The organism is Legionella antarctica (assembly GCF_011764505.1).
In the GTDB taxonomy this organism is placed as follows: Bacteria; Pseudomonadota; Gammaproteobacteria; order Legionellales; family Legionellaceae; genus Legionella; species Legionella antarctica.
In genome coordinates, this window is the sequence record NZ_AP022839.1 from 668,425 (window position 1) to 687,737 (window position 19,313).

Genomic DNA, 19,313 nt, shown 5'->3' on the forward strand with positions numbered 1-19,313 from the left:
GTAGATTATAAGTCCATCTATTGCCAATAAGGATGCAGAATATTTATTCTTTTGGTTGTTTGCCATTAACATAATAAAGAAAAGCTAATATCTGAGCTACAGCCGTGTAAAGCGGTTGAGGAATTTCTTCATTGATGCTTACAGCTGATAATAAAGTGGTCAACTCTTCGTTTTGCTCCAGAGGTATGCCATGCTCTTTTGCAGTGGCAATGATTTGCTTGGCAATCATGCCTTCTCCTTTGGCGGTAACGAGAGGAGCTCCTTTACCATCATAGCGTAAGGCAACCGCCAGACTTTTCTTTTTTTTCATATGCGTATATCCAATAATCGTAAGTTGGTTACATCAATATGATTACTTTCCAATCCAAGTTGCAATTTCCAATGATGCAAGTTAAGACCAAGTTTACTGAATAGCGTTCCGATTTCCTGTTGATGTTGATTGAGTATGTCGATAGTAGATGATTTTTGCACATTAATTTTAATGTCTATATTGTTACTATGAAGTGATACAGAGGCTTGTATATCTCCCAGTTGGGACAAGTTTAGAGCAAAGGACAGACACCATCTCGATGGATGCATGGGTTTTGCCTGATGCTGCTTAATCATCAATGGAATCACCTCAATGGACTCTGGTGTTCTTATAGGCAGATCGAGCATAATAAAATAACCATCCTTATTGCCATTAGATAAATGATTAATTTGACTGGCGGTAATTCTCGCAAGCACTTGGACTAGTTGCTCTGCCAAAATAGATTGTAATTCTTCTGGAGATTGTTCCAATAGATAGACAAATGAATCTTTATGCAATGATTGTGGAATTGCACCAGGCAGCGGTAATGAATCTTGTTCTAATAGGGGTGACTCCGGTTTGGGTAATAAGCTGCTGTTTTTTTTATTGGAAGTCGGTAAGCTACTTAACAACCTGAGACATTGTCCTTTGAAATCAGTCCTCAATCCTCTCGGATTCATGCTGCGTTGCCATTTTAATAATGCAGATTCTAAAAAAAGTCCACTTTGATTGATAGCATATCTTAATTGTTGGGGTAATTCCGTAAGAGAAACAAAGTTATTCAAAATGCCAGTAATCTGTTTCTGAATGTTTTCAGGCAAGTTTTCAAAATGCACTAATTGATTCATCGTATTGATAAGACCGGTGGGAGGTGCCTGTTTGGGTAAGGTCAATAATAGGGTATTTTGTAAAATGGTAGATGAACGATGAGGATGCTGTACCTCAAGAATGGTTTCATCGGTATTAGCGATTACTTTTACTTGTAATAATTCTCCAGGTATAAAATGGTGAGAGGATTTTGCATTGAGATTTTGGCCATTAATGTTAATGAGCACTTGATCGTTAGTTAACGCGGTTACGACTACGGTTTTTAAAATTTGCCCAACATAAAGTTCTGTTGCAGGTTTGGCCAGTTTGATCTCTTGCACAGGGGTTAGGCGAACACTGGGTGATTTATTCATTTCAATGGCCATACACCATCCTTTCGGTTCATTTTGAATGAGTATATACTTCTCTTCTTTGTTATCGGCAAAGTGATGAATTGCTTTATAATTCACCAGGAAAGGACGCCAGAATTTGAGCTGGGAGCGTTATCATTTTATTAGTTTTAATTTAAAATCATATGGTTATAAATAACTAATTTTTTGAGGGCATCCCAAAGTTCTACTGGTCATTGCGCAATCTTTATAAGGTGTAGTGATGTTAGATAGAGCCAGAGTAGTTGATGAACAGTTTCTTAAACGAGTAGTGCGGGCAGATTTTCCAGAACTTAACAGTAATATCAGTCCAACAATGGCAGAATTAGAAAAAAAAACTGCCCTGGATCTCTTCGACTCCCAGATTAAATCACGACTTCTTGATTTAATATCCAGACAATTAAAAGAAAAAGGGTTGGCCTTTTATACGATTGGCAGTAGTGGTCATGAAGGTAATGCAGTGCTGGGGCAAGTATTCAAAATTACTGATATGGCCTTTTTGCATTACCGCAGCGGGGGATTCTACTTACAACGTGCCAAGAAATTATCCAGCACGAATGGAGTCAAAGATATTTTGCTGTCACTGGTTGCCGCCGCGTCTGACCCGATTTCTGGTGGTCGGCATAAGGTTTTTGGCAGTGTTCCATTGTATATTCCTCCGCAAACATCGACTATCGCCTCCCATTTGCCCAAGGCCTTGGGTGCGGCGTTATCCATTACACGGGCAAAAGAATTAAACCTTCGCAGTAAGCTTGCTGCAGACTCTGTGATACTCTGTTCTTTTGGGGATGCTTCAACGAATCATGCCTCAACCCAGACTACTTTGAATGCCTGTTCCTGGATAAGCCAACAAAACTATCCTTTACCAATAGTATTTATTTGTGAGGACAATGGTATTGGTATCTCAGTACCTACTCCCGCTAACTGGATAAAATCCTCAGTTAGCTCACGCCCAGGGTTACACTATATTGCCTGTGATGGATTAAATATTGCTGATATATACGCTAAAGCCCACGAAGCAGAATATTTAGCACGAATTAAAAAACAACCGGTTTTTTTACACATGAATTGTGTGCGTTTATTGGGACACGCAGGTTCTGATATTGAATCGCAATACAATACTCAGGCTGAAATTGAACAACGAGAAGCTCAGGATCCTTTATTACATACTGCAGGTATCCTCTATAAAGAAGGTTGGATGAGTTTGCAAGCCATAGTAGACCTGTATCAGGATAATCGTTCTTTGATTGAAGCTAAAGCGGTTGAAGCGATAAGAGAACCTCGAATGGGCAGCGCTAATGAAGTCATGGCTTCTTTGGTTCCTAAGAGAGAAAAAAAACCAGTCCTGTCCATTCCTGATGAACTCCAACGAGCCCAAGTGTTTGCTAATACATACAGTCAGTTAGGGCAAAAAAGAAACTTGTGCCAACACATTAATTTTGCCTTGACTGATTTGATGATGCAGTATCCTAATATGCTGGTCTTTGGTGAAGATGTAGGTAAAAAGGGTGGGGTTTATCGAGTTACTGCGGAGCTGCAAGAGCGATTTGGCCAACGCCGGGTTTTTGATACCCTTCTTGACGAAACCACTATTCTGGGAACGGCAATTGGATTAGCCCATAATGGATTTATTCCAGTTCCGGAGATTCAGTTTTTAGCTTACCTGCATAATGCAGAAGATCAATTGCGTGGTGAAGCATCCACGTTGTCTTTTTTTTCCAATGGCCAATATCAAAATCCCATGGTACTCAGAATCGCTTCTCTTGCTTATCAGAAAGGATTTGGCGGGCATTTTCACAATGATAATTCCTTCACGGTGCTTCGTGATTTACCGGGAGTGATTGTTGCCTGTCCTTCCAGCGGGCCGGATGCTGCAAAAATGCTTCGTACTTGTATGCGTTTAGCTTATCAGGAAGGGCGGGTAGTAGTATTTTTAGAGCCTATAGCCTTGTATATGACTAAAGATTTACACTCTCCAGGAGATAATGGCTGGCTTTTTGATTATCCCTCCCCCCAAGAAATGATTTCTTTGGGGGAGGTAGGGATTTATGGTGAAGGCGATACAGTTATTTTGACCTATGCCAACGGTTATTATTTATCCCGACAGGCGGCTAAAATAGTGCAGGAGCAATATGGTATCGAGGTAAAAATTGTTGATTTGCGCTGGTTGAGTCCATTACCTAAAGAGGCTATTTTAAAAGAAGTAGCTTCGGCGAAGCGTGTTCTCATAGTTGATGAAGGAAGACAAAGTGGTTCGCTTAGTGAAGGATTGATGACCTTATTGATGGAAGAAACATCATCCAATTTGAAGGTCAAACGAATCACAGGGAAAGATTGTTTTATTCCATTAGGTACCGCCTGGCACTATTTATTACCAAGTCAGGAAAGTATAGTAGAGGCGGTAATTGCATTACAGTCAGAAAAAAGGGAGACAGAAAGTGGACGACTTGTTATTTCTTGATGAGCAACTGCATGATGACGAGCGCATGATACGAGACAGTGTGGCGCGTTTTGTAAGCAATGATGTGGTGCCTTTAATGGCAGAATCTTTTGAGGATGCACAGTTTCCTCCTGAGCTTATTCAAAAATCTGCAGATCTGGGTTTATTGGGTTTAACCTTGCCTGTGCAATACGGAGGTGCTGAAGCATCCTATGTGGCTTATGGTCTTGTATGCCAGGAGCTGGAGCGAGGAGATAGTGGCCTTCGCAGTTTTGTTTCAGTGCAAAGCTCTTTATGCATGTATCCTATTTTTCGGTTTGGTAACGAAGAGCAAAGAATGCGTTTTTTACCTGCTATGGCTGCTGGCAAAGTGATTGGATGTTTTGGTTTAACCGAACCCGATTCAGGTTCAGATCCTGGCAGTATGCGCACTAATGCAAAAAAAATAGAAGATGGCTGGATCTTAAATGGCGCAAAAATGTGGATTACCAATGCTCCGATTGCCGATATTGCCATTGTATGGGCCAAAACAGAGCAGGGCATTCGTGGATTTATTGTTGAAACGAAATCCAAGGGAGTGAGTTGTCCTGAAATCAAATTAAAAATGTCACTCCGAGCCTCCGTAACTGGCGAACTAGTATTCGATAATGTTTTTATTCCTGATGAAAACTTTTTGCCAGGGTCTGATAAGGGTTTGGGAGCTGCTTTAAGTTGTTTAAGCCAGGCGCGTTACGGCATTGCCTGGGGGGCAATGGGGGCGGCTATGGATTGTTTTGATATGGCTCGAGGTTACTTATTAGAGCGCAAACAATTTGATAAACCTTTGGCCTCTTTTCAGCTAATTCAAAAAGACTTAGCGGACATGTATACAGAAATTATTAAATCCCAGTGCCTTAATCTTCAAATAGGCCGCTTGAAAGATCAGGGCAGAGAAACTCCTACTATGATTTCCCTAGCTAAGGGGAATGCCTGTCGTGAGGCATTGAAAATTGCTCGAAAATGTAGGAATCTTATGGGTGGGAATGGAATAAGTCTTGAGTATCATGTCATTAGACATATGCTTAATTTGGAATCTGTCTTTACTTATGAAGGTACGGATAACGTTCATACCTTGGTTTTAGGAAGACACATTACTGGAATTAATGCTTTTGGTTAAAAGAATTATTGGTTTTATCGAGTTGCTCCTGAACTTCGCAAGATAATAAATCTAAAAATTATTTCTTGCGAACTAAGTTTCACCGTTGTTAGGTTAAGTAAAATCGTAGTTTGGGTCGCGACCCAACGAAGGCTATTGACTTAGAACAGGCTATAAATTTGGCTGCTTGTTCTTAGCTTAATGGCTGTGATGTCAGGTTAATGATGCTGGAGTTTCCCTGAATGTTTTTGTCCTGGAATGAGGTATAAGTCATAGATACATTGAAATGGTTCAAATCCAGATTCACTATTCATTTTATTAAAGGGATATTAATTTTAATAACGGTTATCTTAAGACAATACAGGAGTTGATATGAATAACGTGAGTTTAAAAAAAGCCCTAATTCTCTGTTTACCCATATTATTTTTTAGCATTAATGCTGATGCTTTAGGGAAAAAGGAAGTATTAGCCCAACAATGTCAGGATTTATCTGCAACAGTAGCCTCATTGGTGTCAAGCCAGGTGAGGGCTGACTGCGCAGAAAGACTGGGGTTGTCCTCGGTGTCAATTGAGAAAGCAGGGTATTTGATTCTTGACTACTCTTATCCGACTGCAAAAAAAGAGCTTAACCTGGCGGTTTCTCATTTACGTTATGCCGAACTTAACAGCTGTAATCGCTACATTCAGATATCACATTCTAAATTTGAAGCTCAAAAAATAAAAAATTCGCTAATAGACACCCACTCATCAGTTTAATCGGGATAAATTTCATTCCCGCGAAGGCGGGAATTTTAATCGGACCACCAAACGCATGTGTTACTTGTCATAAAGGATTGAGGCGCAAGCCCCAAATAACTCAAAATCCTGCTAAAATTAATGGATAAATAGTGTTTTATTAAGGCATTAAAATGGTAGATTTAGAAAAGGAACCGGATACCATCATATCCCCCACAGACGCGCTGACTGAAGAAATGAAGTTAGAAGGCACCTCAAATGATTTGGATCACAATCAATTTATTGGCGGTGATGAGGTTAATTTACTTGGCGATGGAGTCCCTGGATACGAAACAACCGGCGTAGACGGCACAGACGATGAAATTGCCGAACAACAAGAGGCCTCTACAGTTCCAATGTCTCCCAGGCCTAAGTTAACACCCTAGCTCTTGTTATTTTCTTCTGATTTCGATATGATTCGCTACCAGTCGGGGCGTAGCGCAGCCTGGTAGCGTACTAGCATGGGGTGCTAGTGGTCGAAGGTTCAAATCCTTCCGTCCCGACCAATAGAATCAATGAGTTACGTTTCAATAAACATGCTAGAAATTTTTCAGGGTACACTTCGGGGTACACTTAAAGAAAAGTGTACATGAGTACTTTCAATATTTCTCTAAGTTAAAATTACAAAAAAAAATCTTTTGGCGTCGATAAGTACCTACTTTTATCCGGCAACAACAATTATTCATATTTCCAAAGCTCTCCCATATTCCATAATAATTCAGCTCCTTTTATGTTTTCATTGTATGCCAGCCTACACCAATGAGCAGCTTGTTTGTAATCTTTTAATGTGCCAATGCCCATGTAATACATAACAGCTAGCCTTAAGTGCGAATAAGCATTACCTTTGTCAGCTGCTTTTTGAAACAATTTAAAAGCTTCATTGTAATTTTTTAATGTGCCTTGGCCATTAAAATACAGCTGTCCTAAATTGGCCAGCGCAAAACTATGCCCTTTCTCTGCCCCTTGTTTATACCAGTAAAATGTTTGTTTAAAATCTTTTTTTACACCAAAACCATTCTGATACATATACCCCAACGAATTTTGAATATAACCCTTCTCAGAGGTCATCTTAGTAGTAGGAGATACCGTAGATAAAGTATTGGCAGCATAAGTATCTAAATCCGCGGGCATATCTACTGTCGCAGCTTTTTTATACCAATAAAGTGCTTTGTTATTATCTTTGATTGTACCAAGTCCATTAAAGTACATGTACCCAAGAAAGCTCCACGCATAACTGTTGTTATTGGTAGCTGCTGTTTTGAACCACTTGAAAGCTTTTGAATGATCTCTCAATGTACCTAGACCCTCAAAGTACATAACGGCTAAACTATATTCCGCATAAGCAACACCTTGCTCCGCAGATTTTTGTATCCAGTAAAAAGCACGAGTTCTATCTTGAGCTATACCTTGCCCATTAAGATACATTAAGGCTACGGTATACTCCGCTTCCAGCATACCTTGCTCCGCAGATTTATTGAGCCAATAATACGCTGACTTATCATTATGAATACTCCCAGAACCTTGATAGACCAATCCCAAGAAACATTGCGCATCTGCATTTCCCTGCTCCGCAGATGTTCGAATTAGATTAAAACCTTTCTTTTCGTCAGTAGAACAACCTATGCCATAACTGTACATTACTCCAAGATGAAATTTTGCTGTAGGGTTTCCTTGATTTGCTGCTTTATCGTACCAATAAAATGCTTTTTGATAATCTTTATCAGTGCCCAAACCTTGTAAATACATAAAAGCCAACCCTGATTGACCATACATATTATTTTGCTCAGCCGCTTTTTTATACCAAAACAACGCACGTTCATAATTTTTTGGAGCTTCAAGAGATCCTGTTACATAAAGATCTGCTAAATTAGATTGGGCATCAGCATCACCTTGGTCAGCCTCTTTAGAGCATATTTTAAAAGCATTTTTATCAGTGGATAGAAAAAATTTATCGCATTTTGAGTGCTCTGCTTTTCCTAATATAGAAGCATGAAGTGCTGAGAAAAGAAATAAGGCAGAAATTAATACGGATGATATTACTCTAATGATCATTGTTGCTTCCATTGTTTTAGATATTTTTCAGAATTATTTTTTATCAAAATTACTTAAAACAACATCAGCATTCAGGGAGCCGCTCACTTGATTTTTGTACATTTTTATAGCAAACGATGTGGATGGCCTTTCTGTTGTAATTACATCTCCACCAGTTATGGTTGTAGTACTGTTTCCAGTAACACTGCCATATCCATAACCGCCGTAACCATTATAATTTGATTGAGTGTTTGCCCTTAAGGGAGTTACATAAGTACTTCTATCTACAGCAGATGAGGATTTTATGATTTTAAAATATTTATATCCTTTTTCTTTGGTCAGCTCAGCAGAACGTCTAATAGCATATTTATAGGCACGATCACCACTAGTGAAACCATTACCAGAAAATCGAACTATGTAAGAGTCATTTGATAACTTGAATTCGTCAAAACCACCCGATAAGCCCACGGAGTGATAGCCAGTAGCACAAGCAGATAACAAAAGAAAAAGAGGAGCAGCCACTAAAATTTTTTTCATACAATAACCTTTCTGTTCGCTATTAATTAAAACGAATATCACATCTTGATTATTGTTGTTATTTTAGAGACTGAATTTTCGCAAAACGTTTCTTATTTTGTAACATCCATATCGCTAAATGGCATATGGTGTTTTTTGATCATGTCGATTCTATATTCTGATCAGCATATTGTCAAATTACATAATCCTAAAAAAAGCAGTTGCATAGAAATTCAAAGACAATTTTGATTTTTTCATCGCCCACAAACAACAAAAAAGACGGTCTCATTGAACCAAAAAATCCAGTCCGATTTCCAAGAAAATATCGTTAATTTTCTGCGATAAATTATTTTAAGCAGGTGCTTCCAAAAAAATCGGTTCAAACAAGCGTCTTCCTCCCAGGAATTGCTCAACGGCTTTACTCAATATGCGAGACCAGCGCTGTTCTACTGTTAACTGCTCTGCATTAGCCTTTAATTCCTTAAAAAAGACCACAATACGACGTAACATTTTCTCAATGCTACCGCTTGCTCCATGCGTGCTTGTGATTCGGATGGATGTTTGCCCTGCATGTGTTGTTTCTTTACCAATAGCATGTAGTAGTAAGGGCCGACTTGTAATAGCTTCCATGTGTTTATCTGGCTTGGCCAGACGAACAAATAAATTCCACCAATTATAAATCAGTGCAACCGTTCGTGATAAAAGACGACACCGCTTAAGATCTTGAGTGACAAAGCCTCCACAACCCCATTGGTTTTTAAGTTCATCAAAGACATTTTCACTGTCAGCACGATCGCGATAGTGTTGGGTTAGGGCAATAATATCATCGGGCAATGATGTAACTAATACTGAGTATTTATAGGCTGTTGCCTTATCTTCCTTCTCATTACCAAAATCAATCTGAAGCTGGGTGTCGTTCGTTGCTTGTGTGAGAGAAGGTGCGTCTGCTGCGATCCGTTGCCGAAGTATGATAACGCGACGTGGTGTCTTCCAGCCCATTAGTTGAAGGACTGACTCCTGCCCATCAAAGCCATGATGGGCTTGCGTCCATGCATTATTTGATTCTATTTTTTTAATTAATCGCTGAACGTTTTTTGTCATTTTTAATTTAAACAAATAGGGCAATTGTCTTAATTCAGCCTCGCTCATTATTTCATTTGTTCCATAAGCATTATCTGCGCGCATAAATTTTGGCCACTTCGTGCGCGGGAGATTATCCAATAGGGCCCATAGGTCTTGGGCTGAATAATTAGCTGAAGTTTGGTTGCCCGGTTGTACTTCTGAATCAAGGACTAATCGTAAGTTAGCGATAGTGTACGTATGGTAGGCGTGCGAAGGTCGCCCAGGTTTCGTTGGATTGTAGCCACGAACCGCCCCTTCTTGATTGCCATATAAGACTTTTACTGTGACATCCATATCTAAAATCCAAGGCTCGCTGAGTAATGGGGCATAACATTTATTAAGATGCGTTTGCAGCCAAGATATGGCCGCCTCTTCATCCAGCTTCAGTAGTGATCGACGCAGTGAATCTTCACTCACAACTTTACTCATACCCAGTAGCTTAGGATTAACATTATCAGAGCGTATCGATGTAACATGAGCATAGCGTTTATGACCCGATAAAATGGACAGTAATAATGTGCCTAAAATATCGCGTTTAGACGGCGCATTGGGGCTTGTGAATTCTAATGGACAATCATCTACCCAAGAATCAAACAAACCTCCCAATTTCAGGAATTCAATAAAAAATGGTAGTTGACCTAGGGAAGTGACCGATGCTGTTTGATCCCATTCCACATGCACTAAACCTTGGAAGGTATCAACAGGTATTCTGATATTTTCAACAACCAAATTAGGCTTTTTTATCGGAAAATGAGACTCACCTAATGGGTGAGTGGTTTTAGAGGTGATTATCACTGTTTTTTCTATATTAATTAATGAGTTGACCTATTTTAACACATTTCAACTGCTTTTTTTAGGATAATGGGTTTAGGATCTATTGTTGTCGCGCCAAAATAATAATGTCCTCGGGAACATGCCTTAAAAAAAATTGTATTTATTTTATCATCCGATGAAACATTCCTATCAGTGTTGAAGGAAGGTGATTCTCGATTAGTCCATCGATTAGCGGAAAAAGGAGATTATGGATATTTTTTATTGGGTACAAAAGTCACTGGTAGAGAAACTCGGAAAGTTGTGTGCCACCGGATGACCACTACGACCCCAAAACCCCGGCTACCCCTGTCTCACCCCTGTAAACTTTCCAAATTGAATTACATTTTATGCTTGGCTAAACAAGCTCTTTGATAAACCTATTGCTACGCTTAATTGCCAGCCTAATATCCTCCCTGAATGCCTTAGCCTCACCTGTTGTATACCCGTGCTTTAATGCGTTGAGATTGTAGTGTGGAGCGCCTGAGCCTCTTGCTCCTCCATGTACACGACAACGGGATTTACCTCTGATTGCTGGGCAGCGACAAGGTTCACCATTATTACTTTTTGTTCGTGCGCCGCATCGGGGCGCAGAGTCAAACGAATAGAGTTTTTTCTCGGTTCTTGAGGTTGTTTTCATGTTTCTTCCTTTTTACCCATGCCCCCCTGGATATTACCGACAACAGCTTGGCCTCCTTGGTGAACATCGACACGCTCAACAATAATTTTTTGACCTCCAACACCTTGTAACTTTGCTAGTATGGTGGCTTGTTGTACAAAGCAATTGGCTAATTTTACTGCTGTGTTAGTGTAGTACTTCTTTAACTCCAAGCTATCAATGGCGTTAGCATAGGCCATTGTTCGCTGTTGTAACTCATGAATAGAAATCCCGTATCGTCCTATAAACCACAATCATTTACAACAATTAACGATAATAAAATCAAAAGGTTGCGATCTTTTTAGTGTTGCCAACTTTGGTAATTAGTTGCCTTTATTCGCGGACAAGTGTCCCGTAATTGTCCCACGCATTTCATCATTAATTTTGTGATTTGATTTCATCGTACATTGAAATGAATCTCTTATAATCTTGACTCAATTTCATATGTCCATGGCTAGGTTCATTGCCATGACATCTCACACATAAGACCTTCAAATTGTATTTCTTATTATTATTCTTTTGACCATCAATATGATGAACATGAAGGTATTGACTATGATTCCCAGTTAAACTGACACCACATGGCTCATTTGTACATCGATAGCCAGCCTTTCTCTTTGCTTCTTTACTAATTTGATTCCAACTAGCAGTGTAGTCATTTAAAGGGGCATTATCAGCGTCATACCTTGGTTTAACTGACAGCAGGGACTTGGGAAATGTTTCAAAAAACTCAGAAATTGAAAACTCAGATACAATCTTGTTCCTTAGCGGTTTTTCATCACTATAACTATTCCAGTTAAGGTTAGTTAAGCAATTCCTACATACATTTAGTTTTTCATGCCTGATATCTATTTTACCGTCTCTTATTACATTAACTTGAAATATACCATTTTCCCTACGATATAAAACATAACGCTCGGCACGCTTTCTTTTCCACATTTTAACCAATGTATCGCATGTGGATATATGAAACCTAGGCAAGCTTACTTTCTCTCTGTATGGGCTAACGTCTCTTATATAAATCAAAACACGCTGGCCTTTATAGCCCAATGTTTTATCGCCACGAAAGTCTATCTCATCAAGGCCATCAACCTCAATACCATCACCATCTAACCTGCTTATAAAATCATCATCTAGCAGTAAAATACCTGAATCAAACTTAAACTCTTGAATAAGATCAGCACCCATTGAATGCCTTAGCTGATTCAAAGAAGCAAAATCAAAGAAATTTACAAGCTTATCCATTATTTAGATTTCTCAGTTCTTTATAAATAGCATCCATGTTGGATTCGGAGTTGGTAACAATCACAAACTCAACTCGTTGTGACCGATCATCATCAACCATATGTTGCTCATCATATATCGGCTTGGAAGAAGAAAACCCACTTGATGTCAGATATGTTCGCATCCATTTTTCATGTTGATTAAGCGTTGATAAATTAAGGATGTATTCGAGCATTGATTGCGCTCTTTCCTGCGATAGGCGCATGTTTTTTATAAATGCTGTCTTATCATCTGTACCAACCGCCCATTTCTTTGAGGTATGCCCTTCAATACGAATTTCCTTAATTGACTTAGCATATTTTTTCGAGGTCACCAATGAAATATAGCGGGGAATAACATCATTTAAAATATCTTTAAAAGCAGGTTTAACAATAGCCGACCCAGTATCAAATAAGACATTAGGATCATCAAACCGAATAGTCATATCACCGAGTATTTCAGCATTCCACTGCTTCAAATTTTCAGCAAATTCTTTTTGCAAAGCCTGCGCAAGATCACTTTTAGTTTCTTCATACTCCTTAACCACAAGCGTTGTAGTCTGCTCAACACGTAGCATAAAAGTGACGGCAATCAACATAAATACCATCATAAGCCCCGTCATTAAATCACTTAACGGTATCCAGTGGGACTGGTTAGAAGTATCCATGCTTATGCGTCCTCACTGTGCTTAGCTAAACGAACAACTTCACGAAGCCTCTCTGTTAACGGCAGGTAGTCATGTACAAATTTTTCAGATAACGAAGCAAGCTGCTTACCTAAGCTGGTGAGCGAATCAGTCAGGCTTTTTTCTAACTCTTTATCCAAGGCAAGAACACCTTCTTTAATGATTCTCGCATTTTCCTGCAAGCCCGCATTTACTTCATGTTGTGATTTATTAATGCCATCAATAAGTATGTTCTTCATTTCAGCCTGGGTAGATTGTAATTGCGCCCCATGATTTTTTATTATTTCAGCGGTTTGCGACTGAAGTTCTGTAATGCTTTCTTGGATGGTTTTCACGCTGGCTTTAATGCCATCAGATAAGGAACTATGTGTCCCTTTAATTACATCCGCCAAGGTATTTTTCATGTCATTATTTACAGTCTTAATCTCTGAGCTGTAATCAGAAATTACTTTTACTGTTTCCGCTTGAACATGTTTTACACCATTAGAAATTTCAGAAATCATTTTTCTGGTATTTTCAGAAAACTCAGGGATATGATCCTTCATAGTAACCAAAAGCTCACTTAATGCTTTTTCCTGTATAAACAGTACATCTTTTTGTTTATCCATTGATTCAAGTAATAGCTTCAAATTTTGAGCAATCTCGGTGAATTGTTTGGCGTGATCTACTATGGTAGTAAATGCCTCTGAAGCTTGCTTCATATCACCGGTGAACTGTGACTGGTATTGTTTGATAACTTCAAGCTCATCTTTATATTGCTGTTGCCAAGTAACCAGCTTCTCAACCGCTTGATTCAAGTGTTTAAAGTTCTCGCCAAATTGCTCAGTTAAATTTTGATTAAAGTCTTTCATTGCTTCTTTAAGGGCTTTTATGAATGCTTTTTGATTATTTTCAGTCATGTGTTTTGCAAAATTATCAAAAGACTCTTGGAGTTTCTTTTGTTGATCATTTGAGTCTTGCCTCAACATTTTGACCTGCGAAATCAAGGAACCTTCCTCGTCACCTGACAGGGTTTTTCTTAGATTAGTAATTTCCTTTACTAAATCATCCATTGAAGACGCCCCATCTCCTTTGCTTGACTGATTAAAGTTACTCTTACTAAATTTATGCCGTACTCTGATGCTCAATGCCCCTACAACACCAATGAAAGAAGAGCAAAAAGCAGTCTTAATACCATCTAGCAATGATGGAATACTTGCGGTTACGTTATTACTATTAAAATGTAACAATGCTACTGCTATACTAGCGAAACAGCCCACAATCCCCATTGTAGTTAATATTTCCGGCCCGTACGAAACAGCAAATCGATCAAATTTAAATAAAAAATACATCAAGCAACAAATGATCAATCCCATCCATGAAAGCTCAAGGGGTGAAAATTGTGACAATAATGAAATAATAGTTAGGTTAGGTATGGTGCTCTCAGCAGCTAGCGCAGATAGCGAAAGCATAAGAAGCATGAAAAAAACAAAAATTCTATTCATTGTGTGGTCTCAAGTTTTATTTACAACAACAACTTCGACCACCTCGAATTATTTATTATTCTGAGATTATTATTAAGTACAGTTTCGTACCTATATCTAAGCAATCTAAGCAAGCCGATCTTAATCTATAAGCAAGTTAATACTTATAGCGCTCGACATTGTATGACAAAACACCTAAAATGTAAATAGTATGCCCGACTAGGCTTGTGTTTGATCATAATTGTCTGGTAAAATACAAGGTTATGTTGGACTGGCAGGATTACTCAGAAAATTACGTGTCACCGGACTCCCCTAATAACATCAAAACCCCGACACCCCCCTCCCGCCACTTAACCAGATTGGGATTTGATTTCAAAATTTTCATTCAGATTCATCTAGCCAAGCTCTTGAAGTAGTTTCTTGTTGTATTGAATGGCTTGCCTAAGCTCTCGTCTGAACGCTTTAACTTCTACAGTTGATTCGCCATGTCTTAGAGCGTTCGTATTTCCTAGCTTGGCTCCTGAGTCCTTGGCACCCCCATGGACACGGCATCGAGCTTTTCCTCTAACAGCAGGACACCGACATGGCTTACCGTGGTTGCTTTTAGTTTTCGCGTCACATCTAGGCGCATGATCAAACGCATACATATTTTTCTCGGTCTATGAGGTTGTTTTCATAATTTTTATCTTTTACCCATCCCTCCTTGGATATTACCCACAACGGCTTGGCCTCCTTGGTGGACATCAACTCTTTCTACAATTATTTTTTGACCTCCAACACCTTGTAACTTTGCTAGTATGGTGGCTTGTTGTACAAAGCAATTGGCTAATTTTACTGCTGTGTTAGTGTAGTACTTCTTTAACTCCAAGCTATCAATGGCGTTAGCATAGGCCATTGTTCGCTGTTGTAGTTCATGGATAGATAGCATTTGCGCGGCAAGCATTGATTGCAAGCCACCATTTACATCAAGCGCTATCAAAGCATCACTGCTTTTTTGCTTGGCCTTATCCATATCAAATTTTTCGGCTCGGATATTGTTGGTTGCAATAGCATTTTCATCAATGATATGCCTATTAAACTTCTCTTTTGCCTCAGTTATATCTTGTGGGCTATAGAGATGTTTATCGTGCGCTGTTTTAAGGTTCGGCATAATTCCTCCTTTATTATGATTATAAATTATTTATTTCGTGCTTTGCCTGAGTAATGCGGCTTACCTGCGGATATCCATAGTTCTATGTGTAATCGTAATGATTCCGCAGGCATATCGCCGTTGATTATATCTTGTTCGTCATCGGTGGATAACAGCCCATCAATAACTTGCTGTGGTTCAATTTGTAGGTTAACGCAACATTGCTCGACAAAGTTAATAAGATCGAATGTTACTGCATTATTTTTATCGAAATGTGCCGAAGTGGTGCTGACAAAACCGACAGAAGATTGTGTCAGTTTTGTCGGTTCGCTTATGTCCATATCATCTAATTTTTTTAGCCAGCGTCCCATATTAATTCCCCTTGGCTTGTTTAGAGTTAATCCATTGATAAACAATTTTGGGACGCCCATTTGTATCTGCTGCGCTTAACGTTTTTGCTTGAATATGGCCATAATCAAGAAGCCAATTTAAAGCATCATTAACCGCGTCAATACTATCAAGCCCTGACCATCCTTTGCGTTGTATATCGCGCGCTGTTAGGGGGCTAGGCAGCTTGGATTTACGTTCCAAAATGAGTCTTGCGCCATCAAGACTATGATTTATAGCAAGGCTATAAAGGCGTTTAGCATGGCTCAGTAAATAGTCTGCCCAATCTAACGCGCGCGCAGTAGCTTCTATTCCAACAGTTTTACGACCACCATCAATTATTTCAAAGAGCAATGCTAAACCAGCAACGGTTTGAGGCATTTTTAACATATGGCTTTCAAGGGTTGGATGAATATCAGGGTTACGCGCAGTATCTTGAATTTCCTTCATCCATGTAATAAATAACTGTTGTGCTTCATCTGTAAAACGGAAGCAATATGGTTCTTCATTTTGGGTATTAAAATGGAGTTTGTGAAGCATTTCAAATACAGCGTAATACTTTGTCCTTGCCTGTTGATTAGGCGCACGATCAATCCACGCCCAGCTGCCAATATCATCCGGCCATATAGCCAATTGAAAACGCTGAATCAATCCATCATCAGAAGTGCCTCTTATCGCATCTCGAACCAGCGTGGCTATTTTGCTTGGCTGAATCCCTCCGATAATTGAAAGAGTGCAATTTTGAATTTCAATTGTGCCACGACCAATGCGGTCATAGGTGTAATGACCATTACCATCAAAGCATTCGAGGTAAAAGGCGCGATCAGATTGATGCTCTTCTTTATTTAGTTTCGCCAGCCAGCCTGATAACTCATCACGCACCAGTATTAAACCGTTAGTATTTTCGTTTAATAATTCACCCAATTTTTCTATGGTGGCATCATTCACTACTAATCTTTGTCGTACAGGTGAAGTAGCGCAATCCATTATTTTAAGAGCTTCTTTTGCCTGTTGACGATTGTTAGCCTTTATAGCTTTTTTTGCCTTCTCTTTTGCGGCAAGTTTTTCTAATTCATTTAACTGGCATTCTTCTTCGTAATTTTTTTTGTCTTCCTCAAACTGCTGCGCAGCCTTTGTATCAAACTGGCGCAAGGGTTTGAGAGCTTCTTTCATGCTGGGACTTTTCATTGCTGATGGTCGCCCGATGATTGCCCCCCATTGATTAGGAGTTACTGACCAATCATCAAGTTGCTTGGGACAAATTAATGCTTTGCGTCCTAAGAGGCCAGATAACCCTACTATTGCAGCCACAGCTACAAAATCAGGTAAGCTCTGTTGACGATCGGCCACATCAAAAACATAGTCCCTGATCGCTTCTGGTAGCATACAGGATTGAAATGGCATAACAGCAGGCCTCGGCTCCGGTAAGGGTTGAGGGGTTGTATGTTGTGGCCATTGACTAATCATGTGATTGTTAATACCAGATCTATCATTTTGTGTTGTAACTTTCGGTGATACTTTAATGATGGCGTCTTTTTCTGATAGTCCTTCTCTACCCTTCATGAGGTCAAAGGCATCATGCCAGTAACCATCATTGAAGAGATCATTATGATGGCTAAAAAATTTATTACCTCTGACTGTGATACCAGCAACACCGGATGAAGATTCTGGTGATAACCATTTTTCATGTTCGCTCGTTATTAACTTACGTTTATATCCATACTGAATCAAAAGATCGCCCAGTTGATGCTCTTCATTAAATTTTTGTATGGGCGATCGCCCCTCTCCTGATGCTTTCTGCTTATTACAAAGAGGAGTTTGAGTGCTTGGTGGCAAATCCTGAGGTTCAATTACTGCTACGGGCAAACCTTCCAGATATTCAAAATACAGCAATGTAGATTGACAGCCTACTGGTTTACGAGAGTAGTACCATGCTTGAGCAAATACATTATTTTCCTTAGCGTATGCCAGTAAATGCCCTTCAATATTTTCATTAACCAGTAAAATCACAGCTTCTGCTGTAGCGGGTAATTGTGATTTAGAATAAGGTTGCTCGACTGCCAGAATAATCCGGTATCGATTGCCTTTATTTCCAGTGTAATGTGAATACGAACCATAAATCACATGCCCAATATTCATCATTTTTAAGGTTTGATGAATTAATAATGGATCGGGTGCGCCATCAATTTCGCAGCCGTTATCATCGATGCGTTTATCACAATCAATCATAAGCAGATTGGCCATGCTATCGGTGTTGGCATCATTCCGAGGCATACACCGCCCCTTCTCAACTTCGTTCAAAGAGGTTCTTATAAAATGGCTTCCATCCTTATTGCCATACGGAGCTTGTCTTAATTTATCGAGTAGCTCATCGCCATTGATGTTTTTAAATTGATTGGTTACTGTAACTCCGGTTTCTGTCGAAGACACTACAGTATTCTTCAAAATTGATATAAAATCTGTCATGTTAAATCCCTATAATGAGGGGGCGGTCACCCCCGATGCCCAAACTTTATTGGTTAATGCTTTTCTCATTGCTGAGGAGGGCATTAATCTCAATCCTTATTTCATCCAGCCTAAATGGAAGGTCACTCCAAAAGCTCCAAAGGGCTGGAAACTCAATTAAGCGGTTAAGAAATGTTGATACATCCTCAATAAGTTTTTGTTGGCGTTCACACTCAATAAGGGAGGCCATTTCCTCTTGCTGTTTAATTCGTTGAATAGGGTCTTTATAACGGGCAATCTCTTCTGACAGCATAAAATAATCACAAGTCCCATTAGGGTTCTTGGTGCTTTCTATTGGGATAAATCGCTTGTTACGAAGGTATGAGGCATAGGAATGGAGTGAATCATTATTATCAGCAAGCCCCATGTCGCCCAGTCTTTTTCGGTTAAGTATTGATCCGCCAAGCATGGCTTTTAGACATTTAGACGCTTTTGTTTTTGTATTGTTATTCATGGTTGTTCATCCTGTACGTTTTCGTTAATCCATTGTTGAATAGCTGTTGCGTGCCAAACCAGCACTGAGCTATGAAGTTTTGTGGGTTTAGGGAAGGCTCCCTTCTCCCACCATCGTCTCAGGGTCAAGCGGTTGCGTCCTGTGATTTGTTCAACGTCATTGATATAGAGCAATTGACGTTCGAGGGTATTATTCATTTAATGCCCTCCAATTGAGGGAAGATATCTATCCGGCATTGGGCAAGGTAATTATCCAGATCGGATTTCAGGTACATGAATCTGCGTTTACCAATGCGATAGCAGGGTAAGGGAATGGGGGTGCGATTACGCCACTCCCATAATGTTTTGGGTTTAATTCCCAGATATGCTGCTGCTTCGTTAGTATCGAATCGTTTGTCCACTGTTTACCTCCGTTAGATCGTTTAAATCGGGATAGTTAACAGAGTAAACGGGTTTA

Annotated in this window: 21 protein-coding genes and 1 tRNA gene; 5 read left to right on the plus strand and 17 right to left on the minus strand. The window is 39.5% G+C overall.

From position 1 onward, the window contains the following. Positions 1-43: 43 nt before the first annotated feature. On the minus strand, positions 44-310 hold the full coding sequence (locus tag HRS36_RS03330; protein WP_173236236.1) for an EscU/YscU/HrcU family type III secretion system export apparatus switch protein: 267 nt from the start codon (positions 308-310) through the stop codon (positions 44-46). Next, positions 307-1,566, minus strand: a complete 1,260-nt coding sequence (fliK, locus tag HRS36_RS03335) for a flagellar hook-length control protein FliK (protein ID WP_226905558.1) — start codon at positions 1,564-1,566, stop codon at positions 307-309. Before fliK ends, HRS36_RS03330 begins: the two co-directional genes overlap by 4 nt. Positions 1,567-1,708: 142 nt before the next feature. Between fliK and HRS36_RS03340 the strand changes: the two genes are divergently transcribed. The 5 genes from HRS36_RS03340 to HRS36_RS03360 all read left to right on the plus strand — a co-directional run bounded on the left by HRS36_RS03340 (position 1,709) and on the right by HRS36_RS03360 (position 6,340). Then, complete coding sequence (locus HRS36_RS03340) at positions 1,709-3,946, plus strand: thiamine pyrophosphate-dependent enzyme (protein ID WP_173236237.1); 2,238 nt, start codon at positions 1,709-1,711, stop codon at positions 3,944-3,946. Further along, positions 3,924-5,081 (plus strand): acyl-CoA dehydrogenase family protein, encoded by a 1,158-nt coding sequence (locus HRS36_RS03345; RefSeq protein ID WP_173236238.1) that lies wholly within the window; start codon positions 3,924-3,926, stop codon positions 5,079-5,081. The genes HRS36_RS03340 and HRS36_RS03345 overlap by 23 nt, the downstream gene beginning before the upstream one ends. Before the next feature lie 351 nt (positions 5,082-5,432). Continuing rightward, a complete protein-coding gene (locus HRS36_RS03350; RefSeq protein WP_173236239.1) occupies positions 5,433-5,816 on the plus strand; it encodes a hypothetical protein in 384 nt (127 codons plus the stop codon). 152 nt (positions 5,817-5,968) lie between these two features. Beyond that, positions 5,969-6,220 carry a hypothetical protein gene (locus tag HRS36_RS03355; RefSeq protein ID WP_173236240.1) on the plus strand — a complete coding sequence of 84 codons (252 nt, stop codon included), beginning with the start codon at positions 5,969-5,971 and terminating at the stop codon, positions 6,218-6,220. A 43-nt stretch (positions 6,221-6,263) separates the two neighbouring features. Continuing rightward, positions 6,264-6,340 (plus strand) — tRNA-Pro (locus HRS36_RS03360). A 172-nt stretch (positions 6,341-6,512) separates the two neighbouring features. On the opposite strand, the gene HRS36_RS03365 is transcribed toward HRS36_RS03360, so the two are convergent. The 15 genes from HRS36_RS03365 to HRS36_RS03430 form a co-directional block, all read right to left on the minus strand. Continuing rightward, positions 6,513-7,886 (minus strand): tetratricopeptide repeat protein, encoded by a 1,374-nt coding sequence (locus HRS36_RS03365; protein WP_173236241.1) that lies wholly within the window; start codon positions 7,884-7,886, stop codon positions 6,513-6,515. A gap of 33 nt (positions 7,887-7,919) precedes the next feature. Continuing rightward, on the minus strand, positions 7,920-8,402 hold the full coding sequence (locus HRS36_RS03370) for a CC0125/CC1285 family lipoprotein (protein ID WP_173236242.1): 483 nt from the start codon (positions 8,400-8,402) through the stop codon (positions 7,920-7,922). A gap of 330 nt (positions 8,403-8,732) precedes the next feature. Beyond that, positions 8,733-10,298, minus strand: a complete 1,566-nt coding sequence (locus tag HRS36_RS03375) for a transposase (RefSeq protein WP_173236243.1) — start codon at positions 10,296-10,298, stop codon at positions 8,733-8,735. 373 nt (positions 10,299-10,671) lie between these two features. Further along, positions 10,672-10,953, minus strand: a complete 282-nt coding sequence (locus HRS36_RS03380) for an HGGxSTG domain-containing protein (protein WP_173236244.1) — start codon at positions 10,951-10,953, stop codon at positions 10,672-10,674. Next, a complete protein-coding gene (locus HRS36_RS03385; RefSeq protein ID WP_173236245.1) occupies positions 10,950-11,225 on the minus strand; it encodes a hypothetical protein in 276 nt (91 codons plus the stop codon). The genes HRS36_RS03380 and HRS36_RS03385 overlap by 4 nt, the downstream gene beginning before the upstream one ends. A 124-nt stretch (positions 11,226-11,349) precedes the next feature. Next, the gene (locus HRS36_RS03390; RefSeq protein ID WP_173236246.1) at positions 11,350-12,216 is read right to left on the minus strand and encodes an HNH endonuclease; all 867 of its coding nucleotides are present in this window, start codon (positions 12,214-12,216) and stop codon (positions 11,350-11,352) included. Beyond that, complete coding sequence (locus HRS36_RS03395) at positions 12,209-12,901, minus strand: OmpA family protein (protein ID WP_173236247.1); 693 nt, start codon at positions 12,899-12,901, stop codon at positions 12,209-12,211. The genes HRS36_RS03390 and HRS36_RS03395 overlap by 8 nt, the downstream gene beginning before the upstream one ends. A gap of 2 nt (positions 12,902-12,903) precedes the next feature. Then, entirely contained in the window at positions 12,904-14,403 is a 1,500-nt protein-coding gene (locus HRS36_RS03400; protein WP_173236248.1) for a hypothetical protein, read from the minus strand. Between the two features lie 374 nt (positions 14,404-14,777). Continuing rightward, positions 14,778-15,029, minus strand: a complete 252-nt coding sequence (locus HRS36_RS18905) for an HGGxSTG domain-containing protein (RefSeq protein ID WP_275940999.1) — start codon at positions 15,027-15,029, stop codon at positions 14,778-14,780. 35 nt (positions 15,030-15,064) lie between these two features. Beyond that, positions 15,065-15,532 (minus strand): hypothetical protein, encoded by a 468-nt coding sequence (locus tag HRS36_RS03405; protein WP_173236249.1) that lies wholly within the window; start codon positions 15,530-15,532, stop codon positions 15,065-15,067. A 26-nt stretch (positions 15,533-15,558) separates the two neighbouring features. Further along, positions 15,559-15,882 carry a hypothetical protein gene (locus tag HRS36_RS03410; protein ID WP_173236250.1) on the minus strand — a complete coding sequence of 108 codons (324 nt, stop codon included), beginning with the start codon at positions 15,880-15,882 and terminating at the stop codon, positions 15,559-15,561. A gap of 1 nt (position 15,883) precedes the next feature. Beyond that, the gene (locus tag HRS36_RS03415) at positions 15,884-18,364 is read right to left on the minus strand and encodes a YfjI family protein (protein WP_173236251.1); all 2,481 of its coding nucleotides are present in this window, start codon (positions 18,362-18,364) and stop codon (positions 15,884-15,886) included. A gap of 46 nt (positions 18,365-18,410) precedes the next feature. Next, a complete protein-coding gene (locus HRS36_RS03420; protein ID WP_173236252.1) occupies positions 18,411-18,857 on the minus strand; it encodes a hypothetical protein in 447 nt (148 codons plus the stop codon). Then, the gene (locus HRS36_RS03425; protein WP_173236253.1) at positions 18,854-19,054 is read right to left on the minus strand and encodes a helix-turn-helix transcriptional regulator; all 201 of its coding nucleotides are present in this window, start codon (positions 19,052-19,054) and stop codon (positions 18,854-18,856) included. Before HRS36_RS03425 ends, HRS36_RS03420 begins: the two co-directional genes overlap by 4 nt. Further along, entirely contained in the window at positions 19,051-19,257 is a 207-nt protein-coding gene (locus HRS36_RS03430; RefSeq protein WP_173236254.1) for a helix-turn-helix domain-containing protein, read from the minus strand. The genes HRS36_RS03425 and HRS36_RS03430 overlap by 4 nt, the downstream gene beginning before the upstream one ends. Positions 19,258-19,313 lie beyond the last annotated feature (56 nt).

What these genes read in the sequence shown, in the direction of transcription:
- HRS36_RS03330 (WP_173236236.1), bottom strand. Translation starts at nt 310, where the DNA reads ATGAAAAAAAAGAAAAGTCTGGCGGTTGCCTTACGCTATGATGGTAAA.
- HRS36_RS03340 (WP_173236237.1), top strand. Translation starts at nt 1,709, where the DNA reads ATGTTAGATAGAGCCAGAGTAGTTGATGAACAGTTTCTTAAACGAGTA.
- HRS36_RS03350 (WP_173236239.1), top strand. Translation starts at nt 5,433, where the DNA reads ATGAATAACGTGAGTTTAAAAAAAGCCCTAATTCTCTGTTTACCCATA.
- HRS36_RS03355 (WP_173236240.1), top strand. Translation starts at nt 5,969, where the DNA reads ATGGTAGATTTAGAAAAGGAACCGGATACCATCATATCCCCCACAGAC.
- HRS36_RS03365 (WP_173236241.1), bottom strand. Translation starts at nt 7,886, where the DNA reads ATGATCATTAGAGTAATATCATCCGTATTAATTTCTGCCTTATTTCTT.
- HRS36_RS03370 (WP_173236242.1), bottom strand. Translation starts at nt 8,402, where the DNA reads ATGAAAAAAATTTTAGTGGCTGCTCCTCTTTTTCTTTTGTTATCTGCT.
- HRS36_RS03380 (WP_173236244.1), bottom strand. Translation starts at nt 10,953, where the DNA reads ATGAAAACAACCTCAAGAACCGAGAAAAAACTCTATTCGTTTGACTCT.
- HRS36_RS03390 (WP_173236246.1), bottom strand. Translation starts at nt 12,216, where the DNA reads ATGGATAAGCTTGTAAATTTCTTTGATTTTGCTTCTTTGAATCAGCTA.
- HRS36_RS03395 (WP_173236247.1), bottom strand. Translation starts at nt 12,901, where the DNA reads ATGGATACTTCTAACCAGTCCCACTGGATACCGTTAAGTGATTTAATG.
- HRS36_RS03400 (WP_173236248.1), bottom strand. Translation starts at nt 14,403, where the DNA reads ATGAATAGAATTTTTGTTTTTTTCATGCTTCTTATGCTTTCGCTATCT.
- HRS36_RS18905 (WP_275940999.1), bottom strand. Translation starts at nt 15,029, where the DNA reads ATGTATGCGTTTGATCATGCGCCTAGATGTGACGCGAAAACTAAAAGC.
- HRS36_RS03405 (WP_173236249.1), bottom strand. Translation starts at nt 15,532, where the DNA reads ATGCCGAACCTTAAAACAGCGCACGATAAACATCTCTATAGCCCACAA.
- HRS36_RS03410 (WP_173236250.1), bottom strand. Translation starts at nt 15,882, where the DNA reads ATGGGACGCTGGCTAAAAAAATTAGATGATATGGACATAAGCGAACCG.
- HRS36_RS03415 (WP_173236251.1), bottom strand. Translation starts at nt 18,364, where the DNA reads ATGACAGATTTTATATCAATTTTGAAGAATACTGTAGTGTCTTCGACA.
- HRS36_RS03420 (WP_173236252.1), bottom strand. Translation starts at nt 18,857, where the DNA reads ATGAATAACAATACAAAAACAAAAGCGTCTAAATGTCTAAAAGCCATG.
- HRS36_RS03425 (WP_173236253.1), bottom strand. Translation starts at nt 19,054, where the DNA reads ATGAATAATACCCTCGAACGTCAATTGCTCTATATCAATGACGTTGAA.